Origin of the sequence: Caballeronia humi, assembly GCF_001544475.1 — a bacterium.
GTDB classification, from domain to species: domain Bacteria; phylum Pseudomonadota; class Gammaproteobacteria; order Burkholderiales; family Burkholderiaceae; genus Caballeronia; species Caballeronia humi.
On sequence record NZ_FCNW02000040.1, the window covers coordinates 35,742 to 54,993 of the forward strand.

The 19,252-nt window shown below is 62.6% G+C and carries 15 protein-coding genes; 10 read left to right on the forward strand and 5 right to left on the reverse strand.

The genetic code is table 11. The features are described 5' to 3' along the window. Positions 1 to 157: 157 nt before the first annotated feature. The 3 genes from AWB65_RS26165 to AWB65_RS26175 all read left to right on the forward strand — a co-directional run bounded on the left by AWB65_RS26165 (position 158) and on the right by AWB65_RS26175 (position 4,835). The gene (locus AWB65_RS26165) at positions 158 to 2,509 is read left to right on the forward strand and encodes a putative bifunctional diguanylate cyclase/phosphodiesterase (RefSeq protein WP_087669923.1); all 2,352 of its coding nucleotides are present in this window, start codon (positions 158 to 160) and stop codon (positions 2,507 to 2,509) included. Between the two features lie 207 nt (positions 2,510 to 2,716). Further along, entirely contained in the window at positions 2,717 to 3,238 is a 522-nt protein-coding gene (locus tag AWB65_RS26170) for a DUF6622 family protein (protein WP_087669924.1), read from the forward strand. A gap of 412 nt (positions 3,239 to 3,650) precedes the next feature. Next, a complete protein-coding gene (locus AWB65_RS26175; RefSeq protein ID WP_087669925.1) occupies positions 3,651 to 4,835 on the forward strand; it encodes a hypothetical protein in 1,185 nt (394 codons plus the stop codon). Positions 4,836 to 4,885: 50 nt separating this feature from the next. On the opposite strand, the gene AWB65_RS26180 is transcribed toward AWB65_RS26175, so the two are convergent. Further along, positions 4,886 to 5,764, reverse strand: coding sequence for an ATP-grasp fold amidoligase family protein (locus tag AWB65_RS26180; protein WP_087669926.1), 879 nt, complete (start codon positions 5,762 to 5,764; stop codon positions 4,886 to 4,888). Between the two features lie 359 nt (positions 5,765 to 6,123). Continuing rightward, complete coding sequence (locus tag AWB65_RS26185; protein ID WP_087669927.1) at positions 6,124 to 7,701, reverse strand: 3'-5' exonuclease family protein; 1,578 nt, start codon at positions 7,699 to 7,701, stop codon at positions 6,124 to 6,126. 139 nt (positions 7,702 to 7,840) lie between these two features. Between AWB65_RS26185 and AWB65_RS26190 the strand changes: the two genes are divergently transcribed. The 6 genes from AWB65_RS26190 (at position 7,841) to AWB65_RS26215 (ending at position 13,734) form a co-directional block, all read left to right on the forward strand. After that, a complete protein-coding gene (locus tag AWB65_RS26190; protein WP_125474200.1) occupies positions 7,841 to 8,719 on the forward strand; it encodes a TauD/TfdA dioxygenase family protein in 879 nt (292 codons plus the stop codon). A gap of 34 nt (positions 8,720 to 8,753) precedes the next feature. Then, the gene (locus AWB65_RS26195) at positions 8,754 to 9,788 is read left to right on the forward strand and encodes an ABC transporter substrate-binding protein (protein ID WP_087669941.1); all 1,035 of its coding nucleotides are present in this window, start codon (positions 8,754 to 8,756) and stop codon (positions 9,786 to 9,788) included. A 133-nt stretch (positions 9,789 to 9,921) separates the two neighbouring features. Beyond that, positions 9,922 to 10,773, forward strand: coding sequence for an ABC transporter ATP-binding protein (locus tag AWB65_RS26200; RefSeq protein ID WP_112005938.1), 852 nt, complete (start codon positions 9,922 to 9,924; stop codon positions 10,771 to 10,773). Continuing rightward, positions 10,770 to 11,648, forward strand: a complete 879-nt coding sequence (locus AWB65_RS26205) for an ABC transporter permease (protein ID WP_087669928.1) — start codon at positions 10,770 to 10,772, stop codon at positions 11,646 to 11,648. Before AWB65_RS26200 ends, AWB65_RS26205 begins: the two co-directional genes overlap by 4 nt. 103 nt (positions 11,649 to 11,751) lie before the next feature. Continuing rightward, positions 11,752 to 12,750, forward strand: coding sequence for an ABC transporter substrate-binding protein (locus AWB65_RS26210; protein ID WP_087669929.1), 999 nt, complete (start codon positions 11,752 to 11,754; stop codon positions 12,748 to 12,750). A gap of 36 nt (positions 12,751 to 12,786) precedes the next feature. After that, positions 12,787 to 13,734 carry a TauD/TfdA dioxygenase family protein gene (locus AWB65_RS26215; protein WP_087669930.1) on the forward strand — a complete coding sequence of 316 codons (948 nt, stop codon included), beginning with the start codon at positions 12,787 to 12,789 and terminating at the stop codon, positions 13,732 to 13,734. On the opposite strand, the gene AWB65_RS26220 is transcribed toward AWB65_RS26215, so the two are convergent. Genes AWB65_RS26220 through AWB65_RS26230 form a run of 3 tightly spaced genes read right to left on the reverse strand, consistent with a single transcriptional unit; the run spans position 13,735 to position 18,076 of the window. Next, positions 13,735 to 14,778, reverse strand: a complete 1,044-nt coding sequence (locus AWB65_RS26220) for a lipocalin-like domain-containing protein (protein ID WP_235007770.1) — start codon at positions 14,776 to 14,778, stop codon at positions 13,735 to 13,737. It lies immediately after the preceding gene. 38 nt (positions 14,779 to 14,816) lie between these two features. Further along, positions 14,817 to 17,366, reverse strand: coding sequence for an FtsX-like permease family protein (locus AWB65_RS26225; protein WP_087669932.1), 2,550 nt, complete (start codon positions 17,364 to 17,366; stop codon positions 14,817 to 14,819). Then, positions 17,363 to 18,076: an ABC transporter ATP-binding protein gene (locus AWB65_RS26230; RefSeq protein WP_087669933.1), complete on the reverse strand. Its 714-nt coding sequence runs from the start codon at positions 18,074 to 18,076 to the stop codon at positions 17,363 to 17,365. Before AWB65_RS26230 ends, AWB65_RS26225 begins: the two co-directional genes overlap by 4 nt. 309 nt (positions 18,077 to 18,385) lie before the next feature. On the opposite strand from AWB65_RS26230, the gene AWB65_RS26235 reads away from it, so the two are divergent. Then, the coding region (locus tag AWB65_RS26235; RefSeq protein ID WP_200821801.1) for a type VI secretion system Vgr family protein at positions 18,386 to 19,252 on the forward strand (867 nt) is incomplete at its 3' end.

Genomic DNA, 19,252 nt, shown 5'->3' on the forward strand with positions numbered 1-19,252 from the left:
CATCACGCTTTTCTCGCGGCAAATGCAAGCCGCGATTCAGGTTTTTCCGCAAGCCGACGTTAACACATGAATTGCTGTGGCTTCGTGTGCGTTTTCGCCGGGCCGTTCAGGTAACACTTGCTGGAGAACGAGCGTGACAACGAAGACCCGATCACGCATGAGCAGTTCGCGTGTCCACCCCGCGAAAGGCGCTGCCGCCGCGCCGGGCGGGGCGTCGGCGCGCAATCAGCTCTTCCTGTCCTATTTTCTCGACCGGTATTCGCGCGGCGTTCAGATGCCGTTCGTCCTGCTCGCGATCACCGCGGCCGCCAGCTTCGGCGCCGCGGCGTTAGCGTTTGTCCTCGCTCTCTTCGCGTTCGAAGCAGGGCCGATCCAGTGTTACGCGATCGCCGCCGTGACAGGCGCTGCCGCCTTCGCCTTGGCGCAAGGGATTTTGCGCGCCGCACACGGCCGACGCACGGCGGCGCTCGCGCTCAGCGCCGGTTTGCTCGACGCGAACCGCGAATGCCTGAAACTGCTCGATATCGACGGCAAGATGCTGCGTATTTCGGAGTTCGGCGCCGAACTGATGAACGCCGCGTCGCCTGACCAGCTTGCCGGCGCGAACTGGCTCGGCTTCTGGGCCGGCGCCGACCGCACCGCTTCAGAAGCGGCGTGGGCCGGCGCGCTCGCGGGCAAACGCACGTCCTTCACCGGCCAGTGCGCGACGACGACCGGCCGCCCGAAATGGTGGGACTCGCGCCTCATCCCGCTTTCGGGCGCGGACGGGCGCGTCACGGCCATGCTTTGCGCATCGGTCGATGTCACGCAACAGAATGAACTGCTCGCCACGCTGCGCACCAAGGACGAACTGATGTCCGAAATGGAAGCGCACGTGCGGCTCGTGTTCTATTCGTACAGCGCCGATTTCCGGTACTTCCATTACGTCAGCGCCGGGGTCGAGCGGGTCTTTGGCATCGCGCCGCTGGTGTTGCAGGAGAACTCGTCGGCGTGGCTCGAACTCGTCCTGCCCGACGATCTCGATGCGCTACGCGCCGAGATGGGCCGCATCGTCGCGGAATCGGCGGACGGGCGGATCAAGTACCGCATCCGCCGCACCGACGGCGCCATCCGATGGATACAGAGCACGGCGTACCCGGTGCGCAACGAGGCCGGCACGGTGGTGCGGATCGTCGGCATCAGCGAGGACGTTACGGCGGAAGAGGAGCGCATCGCGGCGCTCGATCAGCTCGCGTACTCGGATTCGCTGACGGGCCTCGCGAACCGTGGCGCGCTCGTGCGACAGATGGAGGCGCATTGCGAAGTCGGTGCCGCGTTCGGGCTGATGTTCATCGACCTCGACCGCTTCAAGGTCCTGAACGACACGCTCGGACACACGGCCGCCGATCGCTTGCTGAAGGATATCGGCCGCGTCATCACGGAAACGCTTCCCGCCGACGCCTACGTCGCGCGGCTGGGCGGCGACGAGTTCGCCGTATTGATTAGCAGCACCGCCGACAAGGCGCGGCTCGGATGCCTCGCGCAGACGCTGCTCGACGTGCTGTCGAGCAGCGCGCGCAACGATCACGCGGGCGCGTTCGTGACGGCGTCGATCGGGATCTCGCTCTATCCGGAACACGGCCTCGACCACGAAGCGCTGCTGACGAGCGCCGACATCGCGATGTACGCGGCGAAGAAGGCGGGTCGTAACGGCTTTCGCTTCGCCGACAAGGACGCGACCGGCACCATCGAGGATTTCGAACTGGAGCGCGACTTGCCGCAGGCGCTCGCGTCCGGCGAGTTCCTGCTGCATTACCAGGGCATTCACGAGCCGGGCTCCGTATCGATGAAGAGTGTCGAGGCACTGATCCGCTGGATGCATCCCGCACGCGGCCTGGTCGCGCCTGGCGTTTTCATTCCGATCCTCGAAGAAAGCGGATTCATCGTCGACGTTGGCGCGTGGGTGTTGGACCGCGCGCTCGCGCAGCTCGCCGAATGGCGCAGCCGGGGCGCGGACGGACTGTGCATGTCGGTGAACGTCTCGGCTCGGCAGTTGCGGTGCGACGCGATCGTGAAGGTCGTCGATCGCGCGCTGCGCAAGCACGGCCTGCCCGCGCGCTGCCTCGAAATCGAGTTGACCGAAAGCGCACTGATGGAAAATCCGACGCTCGCGCAGGAAACGCTGGCGGGGCTCAAGCGCCTGGGCGTGCGCGTCGCCATCGACGACTTCGGCACCGGTTATTCGAGCCTGCGGTATCTCGCGGATTTCGCGCCGGATACCGTTAAGATCGACCGGTCATTCACGGCGAAGCTCGCGCGCGATGCCGCAACGCGCACGATCGTTCGCGGCATTATCGAGATGTCGCACGAGTTGGGGATTCGGGTGACGGCGGAGGGCGTCGAGGAAGAAGAGCAACTCGACATCCTGCGCGACGCGAAATGCGATTACGTGCAGGGCTACCATCTGAGCCGGCCGGTCGCGCCGCCGTTGCTCGACTTCAGTGGCGTCGCGCGGGCGACGGCGGCGTGAGTTTTAAGGCTAGTAGTCTTCGATTGGAACAGTTGCGCTGGCTCACTCCTCTCTCTGCATAGGAATCGCCTCAGAACATTCATTAATTTTTACAATGGAAAGATATCTTGACGCGAGGTCGCTTTGAGTTCAATATCTTTCCATCGTAAAGATATTGGCGCAGCGAAAAGTTAAGACGAATCGCCGAGCTATTCACAGGAGAAAGTCATGTCGGTTCAAGCAATTTTGAGCGGTACGCCGGTTTGGGTCTGGGCACTTCTGGCATTTCTGATCTCGCGCGGTTTCAAGGCGCTCAAGGGCGGCACGGCGCCGCTGTCGAAGCTCGCGATCGTGCCTGCCGTATTCGCCGCGTGGGGCATCGTGCATATGCTGCGCGAACCGGCCGCCGGATGGCATACCGGGCTCGCGTGGATCGGTGGCGCGGTAATCGGCATCGCGGCCGGCGCGGCGATCGCGCAGGCGAGCGGAATGACCGTCGATCGCGTGCGCCGGACGGTAACGCTGCCGGGATCGATCGTTCCGCTGGTGCTGATGATCGTGACGTTCGCTTCGAAATTCTGGCTCGGCTTTGAATTGGCCACGACGCACGCCGGAGTGGATTCGATCTACGTCGTACTCGATGGCCTGGTGTCGGGTGTTGTCGCCGGGATCTTCGCTGGGCGATTCCTGATCTACTGGCTGGGATTTCGTCCGGTCGCGTCCGGGACGGTATTGATCGAACGTATTTGAAGTGGCGAACGGCCGTCGGGCGAACGACGGCTGTTTCCATCGTTTGAATTGCAACTAACGGTCGAGTCCGCCCACGTCTATAGCAAAATGCGCGTTCTTATAAATCATTAGAAAGTTGGCAAGAAAGCGATCGCTTTAATCCCTGATTTTCTCGGCGCGAAAAGCGTCTATTCTTGAAATCTTGTGGATGCCCTATCGTTGTAATGACAAGGTAAATCCCTAACTCCACGCGCATTGATTCATTGTGCGGTGTCGCACTCTCAAATCGACGCAGCCATTAGGCAAGAATTCCAAACCCTACTGCCCTGCAGCATTTTTTCCGCGTAGCATGATCCCGCCGAATCATGCTCGTGAGCATGCCGATGCCCGTAATGGGCATGCTCCCTGACCCGCAGTTGGAACGGAGGAATCTGTGCTGAACGAACCGCTCTCCCATCCCGCTATAAAAAGGTTTCTGCTGGTAGTCGTTTATTTCCTCGTGGCGTCCGCGGCCTTCAACGGCTTTTTCACCAAGTGGCAGTTTCGCGACAACTGGCCGCGCTTCTCGCTCCCCGCGATGCTCGAAGGAACAGCCGAGCGTCCATTTGTTTACCGCCAACTGTTTCCCGCGATCGTCAATGGCGCGGAGCGCGTGCTGCCTGAGCGCGTGAAAAACCACGTGAATACGCTGTTGTCCGACGACAACAAATATCACCATCCGATCTCATGGATCTATCCGAACGCGACGGACGCCAAGGATCCGAAATACGCGCTGCGTTACTACATGATGTACGCGCTCGCATTCGGCACGCTGTTCTGTGCGCTCTTCGCGATGCGCGCGGTGTGTCTTGAGTTCAACCAGAACCGGGTGGGGGCCACGCTCGCGCCGCTTGTGTTCGCTGTCATATTTCCGCTCATTCTGACGGAGGGCGGCTATTTCTACGATATTGCCGAGCTGCTCTTCATGTCCTTGGCGGTGATCCTCGCGATGCGGGGACGCGTCGTGTTGCTGATCGTACTCACCGCGTTCGCGACCTGGAACAAGGAGTCGTTCCTGTTCTTCGTGATGGTGCTGTATCCGTTCCTGCGCACGCATCTTTCGGTTAAGAAGACGCTGTTGCTTCAAGTGGTGCTAGTAGCGATCGCGGCGGCAATCAACATCGTCATCAAGATGCAGTACACGCAGAATGGCGGGGATGTTGTGCTGTTTCATCTCGTCAACAACTTGCGTCAGCTCGCGCGTCCGGCCACCTATCTGCGCTTCGAATACAACTACGGGATCATGACGCCGAAGGCGCTCAACATCGTCAATCTCTTGCTGTTCGCGGTGATCGCGCGTGCGGGCTGGGGCAAGCTGCCGCCGCTCGTCAAGCAATACATGAAGATCGCGCTTGTCATCAACGTGCCGTTATACGTGGCGCTCGGGTTCTACGATGAAATACGCGGCTTGAGCATGCTTTACATGGGGCTCTTGATGATGCTTTGCGTCGATATCATCACGTATCTCGAAGCGGGCTTCCGCGTGCCGCAGTCAAGTGCCGAAGCGCTCGCGTCGAGGCCATCGGAGCGGCGGGACATTCCGGCGCCCGTGCAAGCAATGACGCGTCACTCCGACTAACGCTCAAGCAAAGCGGCCCGAATGAACGGGCCGCTTTGGCTTTAACGATGTCATTGCTGAAGATTCGCGTGGAAGAGACGTCCCCAGTTGTAGTCGATCGCCTCGGGCCTTAGCCGATACACACCCGCACCCGGTGTGAAGGTCAACTCGCCGAAGAAAATTTCATCATCGGGCGCATAGAGATCGACGCGCACGTATTCGAAATTGCGCGCGAGCTTGCCCGCGATTTCCAGCATCGTATCCAGGTGCGCCGGCGTCGGCGCGGGTGTCTTGCTGCGCGGATAGTGGCCGATCGATATGTCGAGATGGTTCCACTGCGCGTCGTAGAAATCGCCACGCGGATGCGGCGTAAAGCGATCCGAAATCACGAGCGTATAGAACGTGGTCTTGCCGGAAGGATCGTTGAAGCAATGCACTTTCATGTCGGGCGGAATGTTGCCACTCGAATCGAGCAGTACTTCTTCGAAGAACACCTTGGGCTCGATGTTCCGGTAATGCCGCTCGCGCGCGATACGATAGAAATCGGTCTTGAGCCATTTCGTCGCGAGCGCAAGCAATTCTTCGAACGAAGTCTCCGATTTGTCCCTGATGATCTTGACGAAACCGCTTCCGTGATTCGCCTTCATCACGAATGAATTGGGCAACGCGTCGAAAAACTCCTTGGTGAATGAATCGATGATGGCGATCAGCGGGATCAAGTGCTCCTTGCCGACCGCGCGCTCGACGTACTCTCGCACCGCGAGCTTGTCGGCGAGATCGACATAGCGCGGGTCCGGATGCAGGCAGCGATAAAGAATCTTTTCATTGAACGTGGAGGGACGCCTGAGATTCGGAAAGCGGCCGATCTTTTGCCGATGCGAGAAGCTCAGAAAAAGACTGTCGGGCAACAAATTCTTTGCGTTATCGATCAGCCCTTTTAGAAACGACATCGTTGTCCTCCTTATGCGCCGGCTGATGCGCCTCTCGCGCCGCCCGGTCGAAGTTATGCTTGCATGCCATGCGCTGCAGTTATCGTCGGGGAAATGCCCGGCGCTTTGTACCTGCGCAATCGGCAATTCGTTCGACTATTCCCGCCTTTTGCAGCGGGAACGACCGCATAGTCGCATATCGACGCGATGAGCCATAGACAGGAACTCGCATTTCTTCGCCACGGACTGTCGTAGTTCGTACCAAAGAAAAAGCGCGGTTTAAGACGCTTGTGCGAATCGGAAAAAAGCGCCTTTATGTCTTCTATTCGTCGTCGATTACCGATTGGAATAACGTAATTAAATTCCAATAAGCGGTTTTATCAGCCGAATGAAAGCATGAGTTGCGCCGCGCATTCCCGCGGGCGAAGTTTGCGAGGTAACTTGCGTACAATTGAACGCGAGCGCGGGACAAGTAACGGCATCTCCAGCGGCGCAAGCTCGAATGCGGGCCTCACATCGCATGCGGTCCATTCCAGCTCGCCCGAGACGAGGCGCTTCGCGAGCATGTTATAGACATCGGCATCGAACGGGCGCGCCTCGTTGGACGCAGCGACGAGCGGCGCAATGTCCGAAACCTCCGCACACGAGCCGATATAGCACCATCGATCGACGACGTGCCACGCCATTCGCTGAGTCTCGCCATCGCGCTCGGCGATCGCGATCGCACCCGCATGTGGCCAGCGCACGACGCGCGATGTATCGAGCGCTTCACGCACACGCGTCGAGTGTTCGGCGAGCGTTTCGGCGCCCACGCAAGCGCCCTTGCAGCGATGCACCTGAAAACCGAAGCAGCCTCGCAAACTGCCCGGCGGAATCCTTTCGAGCCCAAGCGTCGCGTAACAAAGACCGTGTTCTTCGGCGAGACGCCGCAAATGCGCCTGCGCTTTCGCACGCGACTGATAGATGCCGAAAAGCCCGTCCTCGCGCGAGAAATCGCGCTTCTTCGCGTGAATCAGCACTGGCGCGTGCGCGCCCGGCGGCCATTGCCACGTGCATGCGCCCGTGGCACGCCGCAACAGCCGGTTGTGTACCGGCTGCAGTTCCTTGACGAGTCTGGCTTCGAGTAGCAACGCTCCGAGTTCGCCGATGGTTTCACGCGCTTCGATACGTCTGATCGTCTGCGAGATAGCAAGGTCTTTCGCGAGCCGATGATCGCCCGAGAAATGCGACATCACGCGTTGCTTTAAATTGATGCTCTTGCCGACGTAAAGCGGCAACTCATCGTCGCCGTAGAAGATATAGACGCCGGGTGTGGACGGCAGCGCATCGAGCGCGCTTTCCGGCAGCGCGGCGGGCAGCGCGGCGCGGCGGATCAACGCGCGAACCGCCGCATCGACGAGTTCCTGCGAGTACTGTTCGTGGATCTTTTGCCAGAACTGCCAGAGCAGATCGGCGTCGGCGAGGGCGCGGTGGCGTCCCTCGGGCGCGAGGCCGAAGCGCGCGATCAGCGAATCGAGGCCATGGCGCTGCACGGAGGGAAAGAGCGCGCGCGAAAGCCGCACGGTGCAGAGTACGTCGGCGCGAAACGTGAGGCCCGCGCGCCGGAATTCGTTCTTCAGAAAGCCGTAGTCGAACCGCGCGTTGTGCGCGACGAAGAGCTTGCCGCTCAGGCGTTCGACGAGCGCATCGGCTAGCGTGGCGAAAGTGGGCTGTCCGCGCAGCATGGTGTCGTCGATGCCGGTCAGCCTTTCGATGAACGGCGGCACCGGCGTTTCCGGATCGACCAGCACGCTCCAGCGTTCCACGCCCGCGCGGCTCACTTCCACGACGCCGATCTCGGTGATGCGATCAGTCGTCGCGTTACCGCCGGTCGTCTCGAGATCGACGAACACGATGGGTCGCGCGAGCTGTTCGAGCAGGGCGTCGGCGAGAGAATCGGAAGAGAGGGCGGGGGGCATAGTAAAGCGGATTGTAACGCTCCCCTTTGAGCCACATCGCGCGCTTTATCTGCTTAACGAATATGTGGTTCGCTTTTCGTTGGTTGCCGCATTGTTAAGTCGCTTGTAGATTGGCCGTTTCATTGCCGCTTTCTCTGCCGTGACGACACTCGCCGATTCACCCGATCAAATCATCGAGATTCATCCTTTCGACGCGCCGCTGGGCGCCGAAGTGATCGGTCTCGACCTTTCAAAGCCGCTTTCCCCCGACGATTTCATACGCATTCATCGCGCGCATCTGGATCATCATGTGCTCGTGTTTCGCGACCAGCGGATCACGCCCGGGCAGCACATCGCTTTCAGCAAGCGCTTCGGTCCGCTGCAGATTCACGTGCTGCACCAGTTTGCGCTGAGCGGCCATCCTGAGGTGTTGATTGTGTCGAATATCGTCGAGAACGGCCAGCCGATTGGCCTCGGCGATGCGGGCCATTACTGGCATTCCGACCTATCGTACAAGGAAAAGCCGAGCCTCGGATCGTTGCTGCACGCGCAGGAATTGCCGGCTGTCGGCGGCGATACGCTATTCGCCAACATGCATCTCGCGTGGGACGCGCTGCCTCAGCATCTGCGCGATGCGGTGGAAGGCCGGCGCGCCGAGCACACCTATCTCGCGAAATATGCCGAACTTCAAAGGCGCAGCCCGTGGCGGCCCAATCTGTCGTCGGAGCAGATCGCGCAGGTGAAGCCTGTCGTGCATCCGATCGTGCGCACGCATCCGGAAACGGGACGCAAGGCCCTCTTCGTGAGCGAGCACTTCACGACGCGCATCGTCGATATGCCCGAGGACGAAAGCAACGCGCTCCTCGAGGAACTCTTCGCGCATAGTGTGCAGCCCGAGTTCATCTATCGCCATCGATGGGCCGAGCACGATCTGGTGTTCTGGGACAACCGCTCGCTGATGCACCTTGCGGCCGGCACGCCCGACGAAGAACGCCGCAGACTCTATCGCACGACCATCGAAGGCGATGTGCCTTTCTGAAGACGCTTTCAAGAACATATACAACGGGGTTTCAATGCAGTTCCTGCTACGACGTTTTTCACGCCGCGCGGTCGCGGCGTGCGTATCGCTGACGATCGGTGCCGCTTCACTTACGGCCGCTTCGGCGGCACATGCGGAAGGCACGATCCGTGTCGCGGAGCAATTCGGTGTCGTGTATCTGCTGCTCAACGTGGCGCGCGACCAGCAGTTCATCGAGAAAGAAGGCAAGAAGCAAGGTCTCGATATCAAGGTCGACTGGACCAAGCTCTCCGGCGGCGCGACGATCAACGATGCGCTGCTGTCGGGTTCGATCGATATCGCGGGCGCAGGCGTCGGTCCGTTGCTCACGATCTGGGATCGCACGCATGGACGGCAGAACGTGAAGGGCGTCGCGTCGCTCGGCAACGTGCCGTACTACCTCGTCTCGAACAATCCGAACGTGAAGACGATCGCCGACTTTACCGAGAAGGATCGCATCGCGTTACCGGCGGTCGGTGTGTCGGTGCAATCGCGCGTGCTGCAATACGCGGCCGCGAAACAGTGGGGCGACAAGCAGTTCGACCGCCTCGACAAGCTCACGCAAGCGATGCCGCATCCCGACGCAGCCGCGGCCGTCATCGCGGGCGGCACGGAAATCAACGCGCATTTCGGCACGCCACCGTTTCAGCAGCAGGAACTCGCGGGCAATCCGAGGGCGCACATCGTACTGAATTCATACGACGTGCTCGGCGGCCCGAGTTCGGCGACGGTGCTCTACGCCACCGAGAAATTCCGCAACGAAAACCCGAAGACGTACCGCGCATTCGTCGATGCGCTCTCGGATGCTGCTACTTACGTCACGCAGAATCCCGATGCTGCGGCCGACATCTACATCCGCGTGAACAACGCGAAAATCGACCGCACTCTGCTGCTGAAGATCATCAAGGACCCGTTGGTGCAGTTCAAGGTCGCGCCGCAGAACACATTCGCACTCGCGCAGTTCATGCATCGCGTCGGGGCGATCAAGAACGAGCCGAAGTCGTGGCAGGACTACTTCTTCACCGACCCAGCGACGCGCACCGGCAGCTAGCCTTACGGATCGCTGGCGCATGAGCGGATGAACCGCCGCTTATGCGCCATGCTGTTTTCGATATGCGCAATGATTGGTTCGCTTGACCGCCACGCGACGCTATCGTTGGGTTTTGCCGATGAGTCCAACGAGCATGGCCGCCATTCCTACCGCGCTCTATCCCGTCCCCGCCCAGGCCAAAGAACCCGAAACGCCGCCTGAGCGCGTGCCCGCCGCAAGCGAAAAGCTGCTCGCCGCGAAAAACGTCACGCTGGAATATCGCACGCGCGAACGCATCGTGCGCGCCACACACGACGTCAGCTTCGATGTCTACGACGGCGACCGCTTCGTGCTGCTCGGTCCTTCCGGCTGTGGCAAGTCCACGCTCCTCAAAGCAGTGGCCGGCTTCATCGAACCGGTTGCGGGCAGCATCGAACTCGATGGCGAAGTCGTGCGCGGACCGGGCGCTGACCGCATCGTGGTGTTCCAGGAATTCGATCAACTGCCGCCGTGGAAAACGGTGCTGCAGAACGTGGCGTTTCCGTTGCGCGTCGCGCGCAAGATGGGGCGCGCGGAAGCACGCGAACGGGCGCTGCATTATCTCGACAAGGTTGGTCTCGCGCGTTTCGCCGATGCCTATCCGCACACGCTTTCGGGCGGCATGAAGCAGCGCGTGGCGATCGCCCGCGCGCTCGCGATGCAGCCGCGTGTGCTCCTGATGGACGAACCGTTCGCAGCACTCGATGCGCTCACGCGGCGCCGCATGCAGGAAGAACTACTGCGTCTCTGGGACGAAGCGAAGCTCACGCTGCTCTTCGTCACGCATTCGATCGAAGAAGCGCTGATCGTCGGTAACCGCATTCTGCTGCTGACGCCGCATCCGGGCCGCGTGCGTGCCGAACTCAACAGTCATCAATACACGCAGGACAGCACCGGGCGCTACGAATTCCAGCAGAGCGTCGCGCGCATTCATAGGCTGCTGTTCGAAGAGGAGATCGCTCGATGAGCACGCCACACTGGACCGCGCCGCCCGTGCGCGCTGAATACGAAGTCGAGCCGACGGCGCTGCCCGACGTAGCGCACGAAGCGCCTTTGCCGTTCGCGCGGCGTCTCGCTGATCAGACATGGCTGCGCAAGACCGCTATCGCCATTGTCTTGATCGCGATCTGGGAAGTGGCGGCGCGCACGCTCGGGAACGACTTGCTGCTGCCCACATTCAGCGCGACGTTCGTCGCTTTCGTGCAGGGCGTGGCATCGGGCGAGCTGATACAGAAGACGGCGATCTCGATGTCGGTGCTCTTGCGCGGCTATCTGCTCGGCGTCGTGCTTGCGTTCGCGCTGACGTCGCTCGCGGTATCGACGCGCCTCGGCCGCGACCTGCTTTCGATGCTCACGGCGATGTTCAATCCGTTGCCGTCGATCGCGCTGTTGCCGCTCGCGTTGCTGTGGTTCGGGCTTGGCACAGGAAGCCTCTTGTTCGTGCTCGTGCATTCGGTGTTGTGGCCGCTCGCGCTCAACACGTATTCAGGCTTTCAGGCCGTGCCCGCGACGCTGCGCATGACCGGACGCAACTACGGTCTCACGGGCCTGAAGCATGTGCTGCTGATTCTCGTGCCTGCCGCGCTGCCTTCGATTCTCGCGGGCCTGCGGGTGGGCTGGGCCTTCGCGTGGCGCACGCTGATCGCAGCCGAGCTCGTGTTCGGCGCGAGTTCGGGCAAGGGTGGGCTCGGCTGGTACATCTTTCAGAACCGTAACGAGCTGTATACGGATCGCGTTTTCGCGGGGCTCGCGGCGGTCATCGTGATCGGGCTTGCGGTCGAGCATCTCGTCTTCGATACGTTCGAACGCGTCACCGTGCGGCGCTGGGGCGTGCAGCATTGAGTTGAGGCTCGACGCCAGCTATCGATATGCCTATTGATTGGTTGGGATGGCCACTGCATTGCCTTAAGGTCGAAGGCCGCCGCATATCGGAGAAGCACATCGCATGATCAAGGGCTCGTTGCGTTTTGCATGGCTCGTCGTTTTCGCGCTGCTTGCAGTGCGGGCGCACGCCGAAGGCACGGTAAAAATCGTCGATCAATACGGCATCGGTTCGCTGCTGCTCAAGGTCGTGAAGGACCAGAAGCTGATCGAGAAGCACGGCGCCAAAGAGGGCCTGCCCATCGAAGTGCAGTGGACCACGCTCTCGGGCGGCGCGGCCGTCAACGACACGCTGCTCTCCGGCGCCGCCGATGTCGCGACGATCGGCATCGGCCCGTTGCTGACGATCTGGGACCGCACGCGCGACCGCCAGGACTTCCGTGCAATCGCCGCGCTCGGCGCCGTGCCGGTCTATCTCGTGTCGAACAATCCGCGTATCAAGAGCATCAAGGATATCGGCGAGCAGGATCGCATCGCGGTGGTGTCGGTGGCGGTATCGCAACAGGGACGGCTTTTGCAGATGGCTTCTGCAAAAGCGTACGGCGACGCCGAATACGCGCGCCTCGATCGGCTGGAAGTGAGCATGCCGCACGCCGATGCAACCACCGCGATGCTCGCGGGCAGCTCGCTCATCGACCTGCATTTCTCCAATGCGCCCTATCAGTATCAGGAGCTGGAGAACCCGAAGATTCACAGGGTGATGAGCTCCATCGATATTCTCGGCGGACCGTCGACGGGCAGCGTTGCGGCTGCATCGGCGAAATGGCGCAGCGACAATCCGAAGACTTACGCGGCGGTGCGCGCGGCGCTCGCTGACGCAGCCAGACTCGTCGAGACCGACAAGCCGCAAGCCGCCGCCATCTATATCCGGCAGGACGGTTCGAAACTGTCACCCGCTTTCGTCGAGAAGATTTTGAGCGACAGCGAAGTCAGCTTTGGCACCATCCCGCAAAACACCTTGCAGCTAGGCACTTTTCTGCACAAGGTTGGCGTGATCCGTCACGAGCCGAAATCATGGCGTGATTATTTTTTCAACGATGACCCGGCGCTGAAGGGAAGCTGATCGTCCCGCACGCGTCAAGGTTCAAGGAGACTCGCAGTGAACGCAGCCGTTTTGTCGAACGATGAAGTGATTCAGGTCAGCCCCTTGTCCGCGCATATCGGCGCGGAAATCGGCGGAGTCGATCTCACGCGGCCGTTGAGCGCGGAGCAAGTCGCGGCGATCCGCGCGGCGTTGCTCAAATGGCGCGTCGTGTTTTTTCGCGAGCAGTTCCTGAGTCACGAGCAACACGTCGCGTTCTCGGCGCAGTTCGGGGAATTGACCGTCGGGCATCCGGTCTTCGGACACGTCGAGGGTCATCCGGAGATCTATTCGATCTCCAAGTTCAGGAAAGCGACGCGCTTCGAAGGGCAGGCTCTCCTGCGGCCCTGGACTGGCTGGCACACCGACGTGACCGCTGCCGTAAATCCGCCGTTTGCATCGATACTGCGCGGCGTCACGATCCCGCCGTACGGTGGCGACACACAGTGGACCAACCTCGTCATCGCGTATGAAAAGCTGTCGGCGCCGCTGCGGCAATTCGTCGATGGCTTGCGCGGCGTGCATCGCTTCGCGCCGCCGCCCGGCGCGCGCGGTACGGGTGCGTTCGCGCAGGCGGTCGAAGAGCGCGCGCTCGTCGCCGAGCATCCGCTCGTGCGCGTGCATCCCGAGACGGGCGAGCTCGCGCTGTACGTGAGCCCCGGCTTCCTGAAGCACATCGCGGACGTGACGCCGCGCGAAAGTCAGGTGTTGCTCGAATTGCTGTGGGAGCACGTGACACGGCCGGAATTCACGGTCCGGTTCAAATGGGAGGCGGGCAGCGTCGCGTTCTGGGACAACCGTTCCACCGCCCATCTTGCACCAACCGATATCTTCGATCTCGACTTCGATCGCCAGCTCTATCGCACGACGCTCGTGGGCGACGTGCCCGTCGGGCCGGATGGTCGCGCTTCGGTTGCGATCGAAGGATCGCCGGTTGGCGCGGCTGCGGCGATCGCGCTGAACTAGTCAGCGCTTTTCGACCTCAAGCGCCTTCGCGTAGCCGGTGAGTTCGAGATAGCCGTGTCCACGCCTGTCGATGGTGTCACCGACGCCTGCAAGCGTGACCGCGCCTTCCCAGTAGAGCGCCCCGGTGGAGTCGCGCGAATCGAGTTCCTGATCGTCGATGAGCGGTGTGAGACGCCAGCGCAACGCGCCGACGCGCAGGTCCATTGCGACCGGATATGTCGTGTCCGTGCGCGGCGAGCGCCACTGGCGCTCGGGCGTGAAGTCGACTTCGCCGGGGCCGTATTGCGTCGTGCGTCCGTCACGATCTCGCAGCGCGGCGTGCGCCCACACTGCGCGGCCATCGCGGGCGCGAACCTTGAAGGCCATCAGCGCGGAGCCGTCGTCGAGATTCGCGCCGAGCCAGTCCCAGCCGGCGGCATCGGCGGAGAGCAGCGTGCTCGACCACTCGTGATCGAGCCACGCGCTCCCTGTGACCGCGACGCGTTCGCCCGAAGGCCGCGTCACGCTGCCGCTTACTTTCAGTTGCGGCTCGCTGTAGTAGTAGCTCGCCTGCTGCGGCAGCGGTCCTTTGCGTGAGTAGCCGCGCTCGCCTTGCAGCATCGGCGTTTGCGTTGGCATGAAGGTCAGATGCAGCGCGAAGCCGGCGGCATCGGCGGTCACTTCGTAGCGGCCGTCCGCGTTGCGCACCATGCGCCACGCGTCGAGCTTGACGTCGGTGTTGCCGGCCTTCGCGTAAGCGAGCCCGAAACCTTGCCGCGCGATGCGCTGATCGTGAACGAGCCGTCCATGCGCGGGATCGCTCAACGCCGCATGCGCGATGATCAGCTGCGCGGGCTTGAACTCGCTGGGGTTCGCGCCGCCCTTGCCCGGATTCGATCGGAAGAAGGTGATCTGAAAACCGAGTGGCTTCTTGTCGGGCGTCTCCAGCCAGCCGGTTGCGTACCACCACTCGGTGCGAAAGTCCGGATGCGCGCCGGTGTCTTGCGGCAGGACTACCGCGCGATTCGGCACGACCTCGGCAAAATCGGCCGCAAGCGTTGTCATCGAAAAAAACGCGATCGATATCAGCAAAAAAAACCGCATCACCAGTCCTCCCTCACGGCGCGCACGGCATCGACCGATACGGCGCGGCGCCCCGCCATCACCGCCGTCGCGCACGATGAAGCCAGCATCACGCAGCCGATCACCGCAATCAGCCTCCACGGCACATGCAGCGACATGCTCCAGTGAAATGACTGCGGATTGACGACGAACACGAGGATCAGGCTGATCGCGAAGCCGAGCAAGCAGCCCATTGCGATGCCGAGCACCGTCAGCAAGCCGCCCTCGGCGGCCAGCAGCGCCAGGACCTGCCGCCGCGTCACGCCGACATGCCTCAGCATCCCGAATTCGCGTGAACGCGCGAGCGTCTGCACGGAAAACGTCGCGGCGACGCCGAACAGGCCGATCACGATTGCCACCGCTTCCAGCAGGTACGTCACGGCGAAACTTCGATCGAAGATGGTCAGCGTGCGCGCGCGGATGTCGCCGGGTTGCGCGAATTCGAGGGCATCGCCGAAGGGGAGCTTCTTCATCGCATCGACGACCTGCGATGCGGACGCGCCCGCGTCGAGCGTCACGCCTGCATCGGTTGCACTCGTGTCGTGCGTCAAGCGCCGGTAGTCGGCGAGGCGTATTTGCAATGCGCCCGTCTGCCGCACGTAATCGCGCCAGATGCCCGCGACGACGAAGCGCTCGCCCGCGCCGCCGATCGGCAACGAAAGCCGTTGTCCGATGCGATACCCGTACAGATCGACCATCGCCTCCGATGCCCACACCGGCGTCTCGCCCGCCTGCCACGCCGACGGCGGCAACGCCGCGCCGGTGAGTTGCAGATGCGCACCGGGGTCGGCGGCATCGATCTCGCGCGCGAGCAGCGCGACGGGCGGCTTCGATGCATCGAGCGTCAGTTGCGACGTGCGCGCGAACGCCGCGTGCGCAACGCCGCTCGTGGATGCAAGCAGCGTCTGCTGGTCGGGGCGCAGGCCGCCGGTGTCGCCGCTCGATGCCATGCGCACGTACAGGTCGGCGGAGAGCAGATGCGCTAGCCAGTCCTCGACCGAGACGCGAAAGCTCGCCACCATGATCGCCATCGCGACGATCAGCGTGAAGCTCGAAAGCACGCCGCCCATCGCGATCGATGCCTGTCCCGGCGCGTTCGCGAGCCGTGCGAGCGCGAGCGTGACGACCGCGCTTGTACGCCGCCTCGCATACCACAAGCTCAACGTTCGAAACACGATCGCGGTCAGGCGCGGCATCAGCGCGATCCCGCCGACGAGCAGCAGCGCAACGGCCAGATAACCCCCGATAGGCGCATCGAAGACCGGCGGCGCCTGCGTCAGCGCCGCGCCGAGCGCGAGACACGCCAAAGCGGGCCACGGCGCCGAGAGCGGCGCGAGCGCGGCTTCCTCGCTGCCTGCTTTCAGCGCGGGCGCGGGCCGGGCGCGCGCCGCTTCGAGCGCGGGAACGAGCGTGCCGAGCAACGCCACGCCGATGCCGAGCGCAAGAAACACCGCGCTCGCCACCGGTTCGAATCCCACGCGCGGCTGCACGCCAGGGAAATAGCCGCCGCCGAGATCGCTGCCGAAATAGCGCAGCGCGAGCGCCGCGACCGCATAGCCGAGTGCGATGCCGAGCACGGCACCCGCGACGCCGAGCAGCGCGCCTTCGAACATGATCTGCCGCACGAGCAGCGCGCGCGTCATGCCGAGTACGCGCAGCATCGCGAACTGCGCGCGGCGCCGCACGACGCCCGACGCCTGCGTCGAAAACACGAGGAACGCGCCGGTGAAGAGCGCGACGAGCGCGAGCACGTTCATGTTGATCCGGTAAGCGCGTGAGAGGCGATCCGTGCGGCTTTCGACATCGCGCGTCTCGGTCACGACGAAGCGCCCGCCGAGTTCCTGCTGCAACGCGCGCCGGAACGCTTCGCGATCGACGCCGCGTGCAAGTTGCAAATCGACGCGCGAAAGCTTGCCCGCCATGCCGAAGCGCCATTGCACGGCGGCGATGTCCATCACCGCGATGCGCTGCCCCGGCAATGCGCGCACGATGCCGCCCGCCACGCGCAGCCGCACGGGCGACGTGCCGCTCAGCAGCGTAATGTTCCCGCCGATGCCTGCGCCGAGCCATTGCTGCGCGGCGGGCGAGAGGAAGAGGGCGTCGTCGGCGAGGGCATCGAAGGGCGCTTGCGGCGACGGCACGCCGGTCAGGTCGGGCGCGATTTGCTTCGCGCGGAACACGTCGATGCCGAGCACTTTCAGCGGTGCATTGTGCTTCGGCACGGAGGCATCGACTTCGAGCACGGGGCTCGCGAGCGCGACGCCCGCGCGCGTCGCGAGGAGGGGATAAACGCGCTCGTCGATGAAGGGCTGCGCGCCGCGCACCTGCAAGTCCGCTTGGCCCGAGAGGCTCCGCGCCGCCGCGGAAAACTCGTTGAACGCAGCGCTGTTGATCAGTTGCACCGCGTAGCCGAGCCCGACGCCGAGCGCGATCGTCGCGATGGCGACGAGCGCGCGTCCCCGATGACTGCGCCATTGCGCGCGCAACAGCCAGCGGGTGAGCGTGCGATGCGCTGCGGCGAGCGGCGTCATCGGTCGCGCGACGCGTTGAACGACGCAAGCGATGCCGCCGCGTGCAGCGCGCCGTCGCTCAGGATCAGCACGCGGTCGGCGAATGCCGCCGCCGCTTCGGAATGCGTGACCATCATCGTTGCGGCGCCTGTTGCCTTCGTTTCTTCTCTCAGGAGCGCGAGGACTTCGTGGGCGGTCTGCGGGTCGAGGTTGCCGGTGGGTTCATCGGCCAGCAAAAGGCGCGGGCGGTGCACGAGCGCGCGCGCGATCGCCACGCGTTGCAACTCGCCGCCGGAAAGCTGGCGCGGCAGATCGTCGCCGCGTCCGTCGAGGCCGACTGCGGCGAGCATCGCGAGCGCGGGCGCGGGCGGCATGCCGTTGAGCAGCAGCGGCACCGAGACGTTCTGTGCGAGCGTCAGATGCGGCAGGACGTGGAACGCCTGGAACACAAAGCCGAGTTTTTGACGGCGCAGGCGGGTGGCGGCGTCGTCGTTCAGGCGCGAGATCGGTGCGCCGTCGATCAGCACTTCGCCGCTGTCGGCGCTTTCGAGGCCGGCGATCAGGTTCAGCAGCGTCGATTTACCGACGCCCGAGTCGCCCATGATCGCGACGAATTCACCCGCGCCGAGTGCGAAGTCGAGGCCGTCGAGCACGACGCGGCCGCTGCCGTAGGCCTTGCTGAGGCGGCGGCATTCGAGGGCGGGGGAGATTTCGCTATCGGCGGGATGCATGGGTTTTTGTGCCTGGACAGTGTTAAGAAATCGCACGGCGTGCCCAAGTGGTCCGGCATTTAAGCGGTGGTTGCGCATAGGTTTCTGTGAACCGTAGACGAAATGCTCAAAGTATGCTGAAACGAGACTATATAGCCAGTTCGTCTCCGTAAAGTCGTCCGAGGTGTCGCTACGCGGGTACGCCGGCCGACCCCATCTATCGGAAATAGCGGAATTTTTCAAAATTCGGAGTTATCGCGTTGAGAAGAATTCCATCAGATAGCTATTCTCCCGGCTACATAAGAAATAAGTAACGGGAGAAATTCGTTCGTGAGTTCGACTATCGAGCCATCCAGCGTGGCGCGCCGTGCCCCGCATCAGTCCGTTGTTCTTTCACTTCACGAAGCCTACTTTCTCGACGTGCCACGCGCGGCCAGTGCCAAGGACATGAGCGTCGTGTGCTTCACTGGCGTCGAAGCGATCGGTGAAGCAAGGCGCTTTGCAATCACGCTTACCCATTCTCTTGCGAATCTGCCGCGTGGCGATTATCTGAATCGCCCGGCTACCTTCATGATTCAGCCGTCGCGTCTGGCCGGCGTGTCTGTATCGACGGTTGCGTGCCGCAAGATTCAGGGCGTCATCACTGCGTTCAGCCAGCTAGCCAGCAACCGCGACCAGACGACCTATGAAATCGTGCTGGAATCGCGCCTCGCGCTGCTGCGCAATACGCCCAAATGCCGGTTTTTCCTGAACCTGAGCTTTCCGAGGATCATCGAGCAGATTCTGCGTGAACACGGTTTCGATGCGATTCGCGCGCGTTTCGACTTAAGGCTGTATCGGCAATACGAGCCGCGCGAATTCGTCATGCAGTGGCATGAAAGCGATCTCGCTTTCATTACGCGCCTGTGCCGGCGTGCGGGCATTTGGTTCGTCCAGGAGGAAGGCGAGCATTGCGAGGTGGTGCGCTTCGGTGACGACCTCACGCACTATCGACGCAAGGTCGGTCTGACGGTGCCGATTCGCGCGCAGGCCGGATTGGCCAACACGGGCGCGGAGTCGATCGAGTCCATCGAGACGCATGCCAGGACGATTCCCGAGCGGCAACGGGTGCGCGCCTACCACTACCGCACCGCGCCGCTTCCGATCGACGCCGAGAACATCATCCGGGGCGACGACACCACTTACGGCGAGACGTAC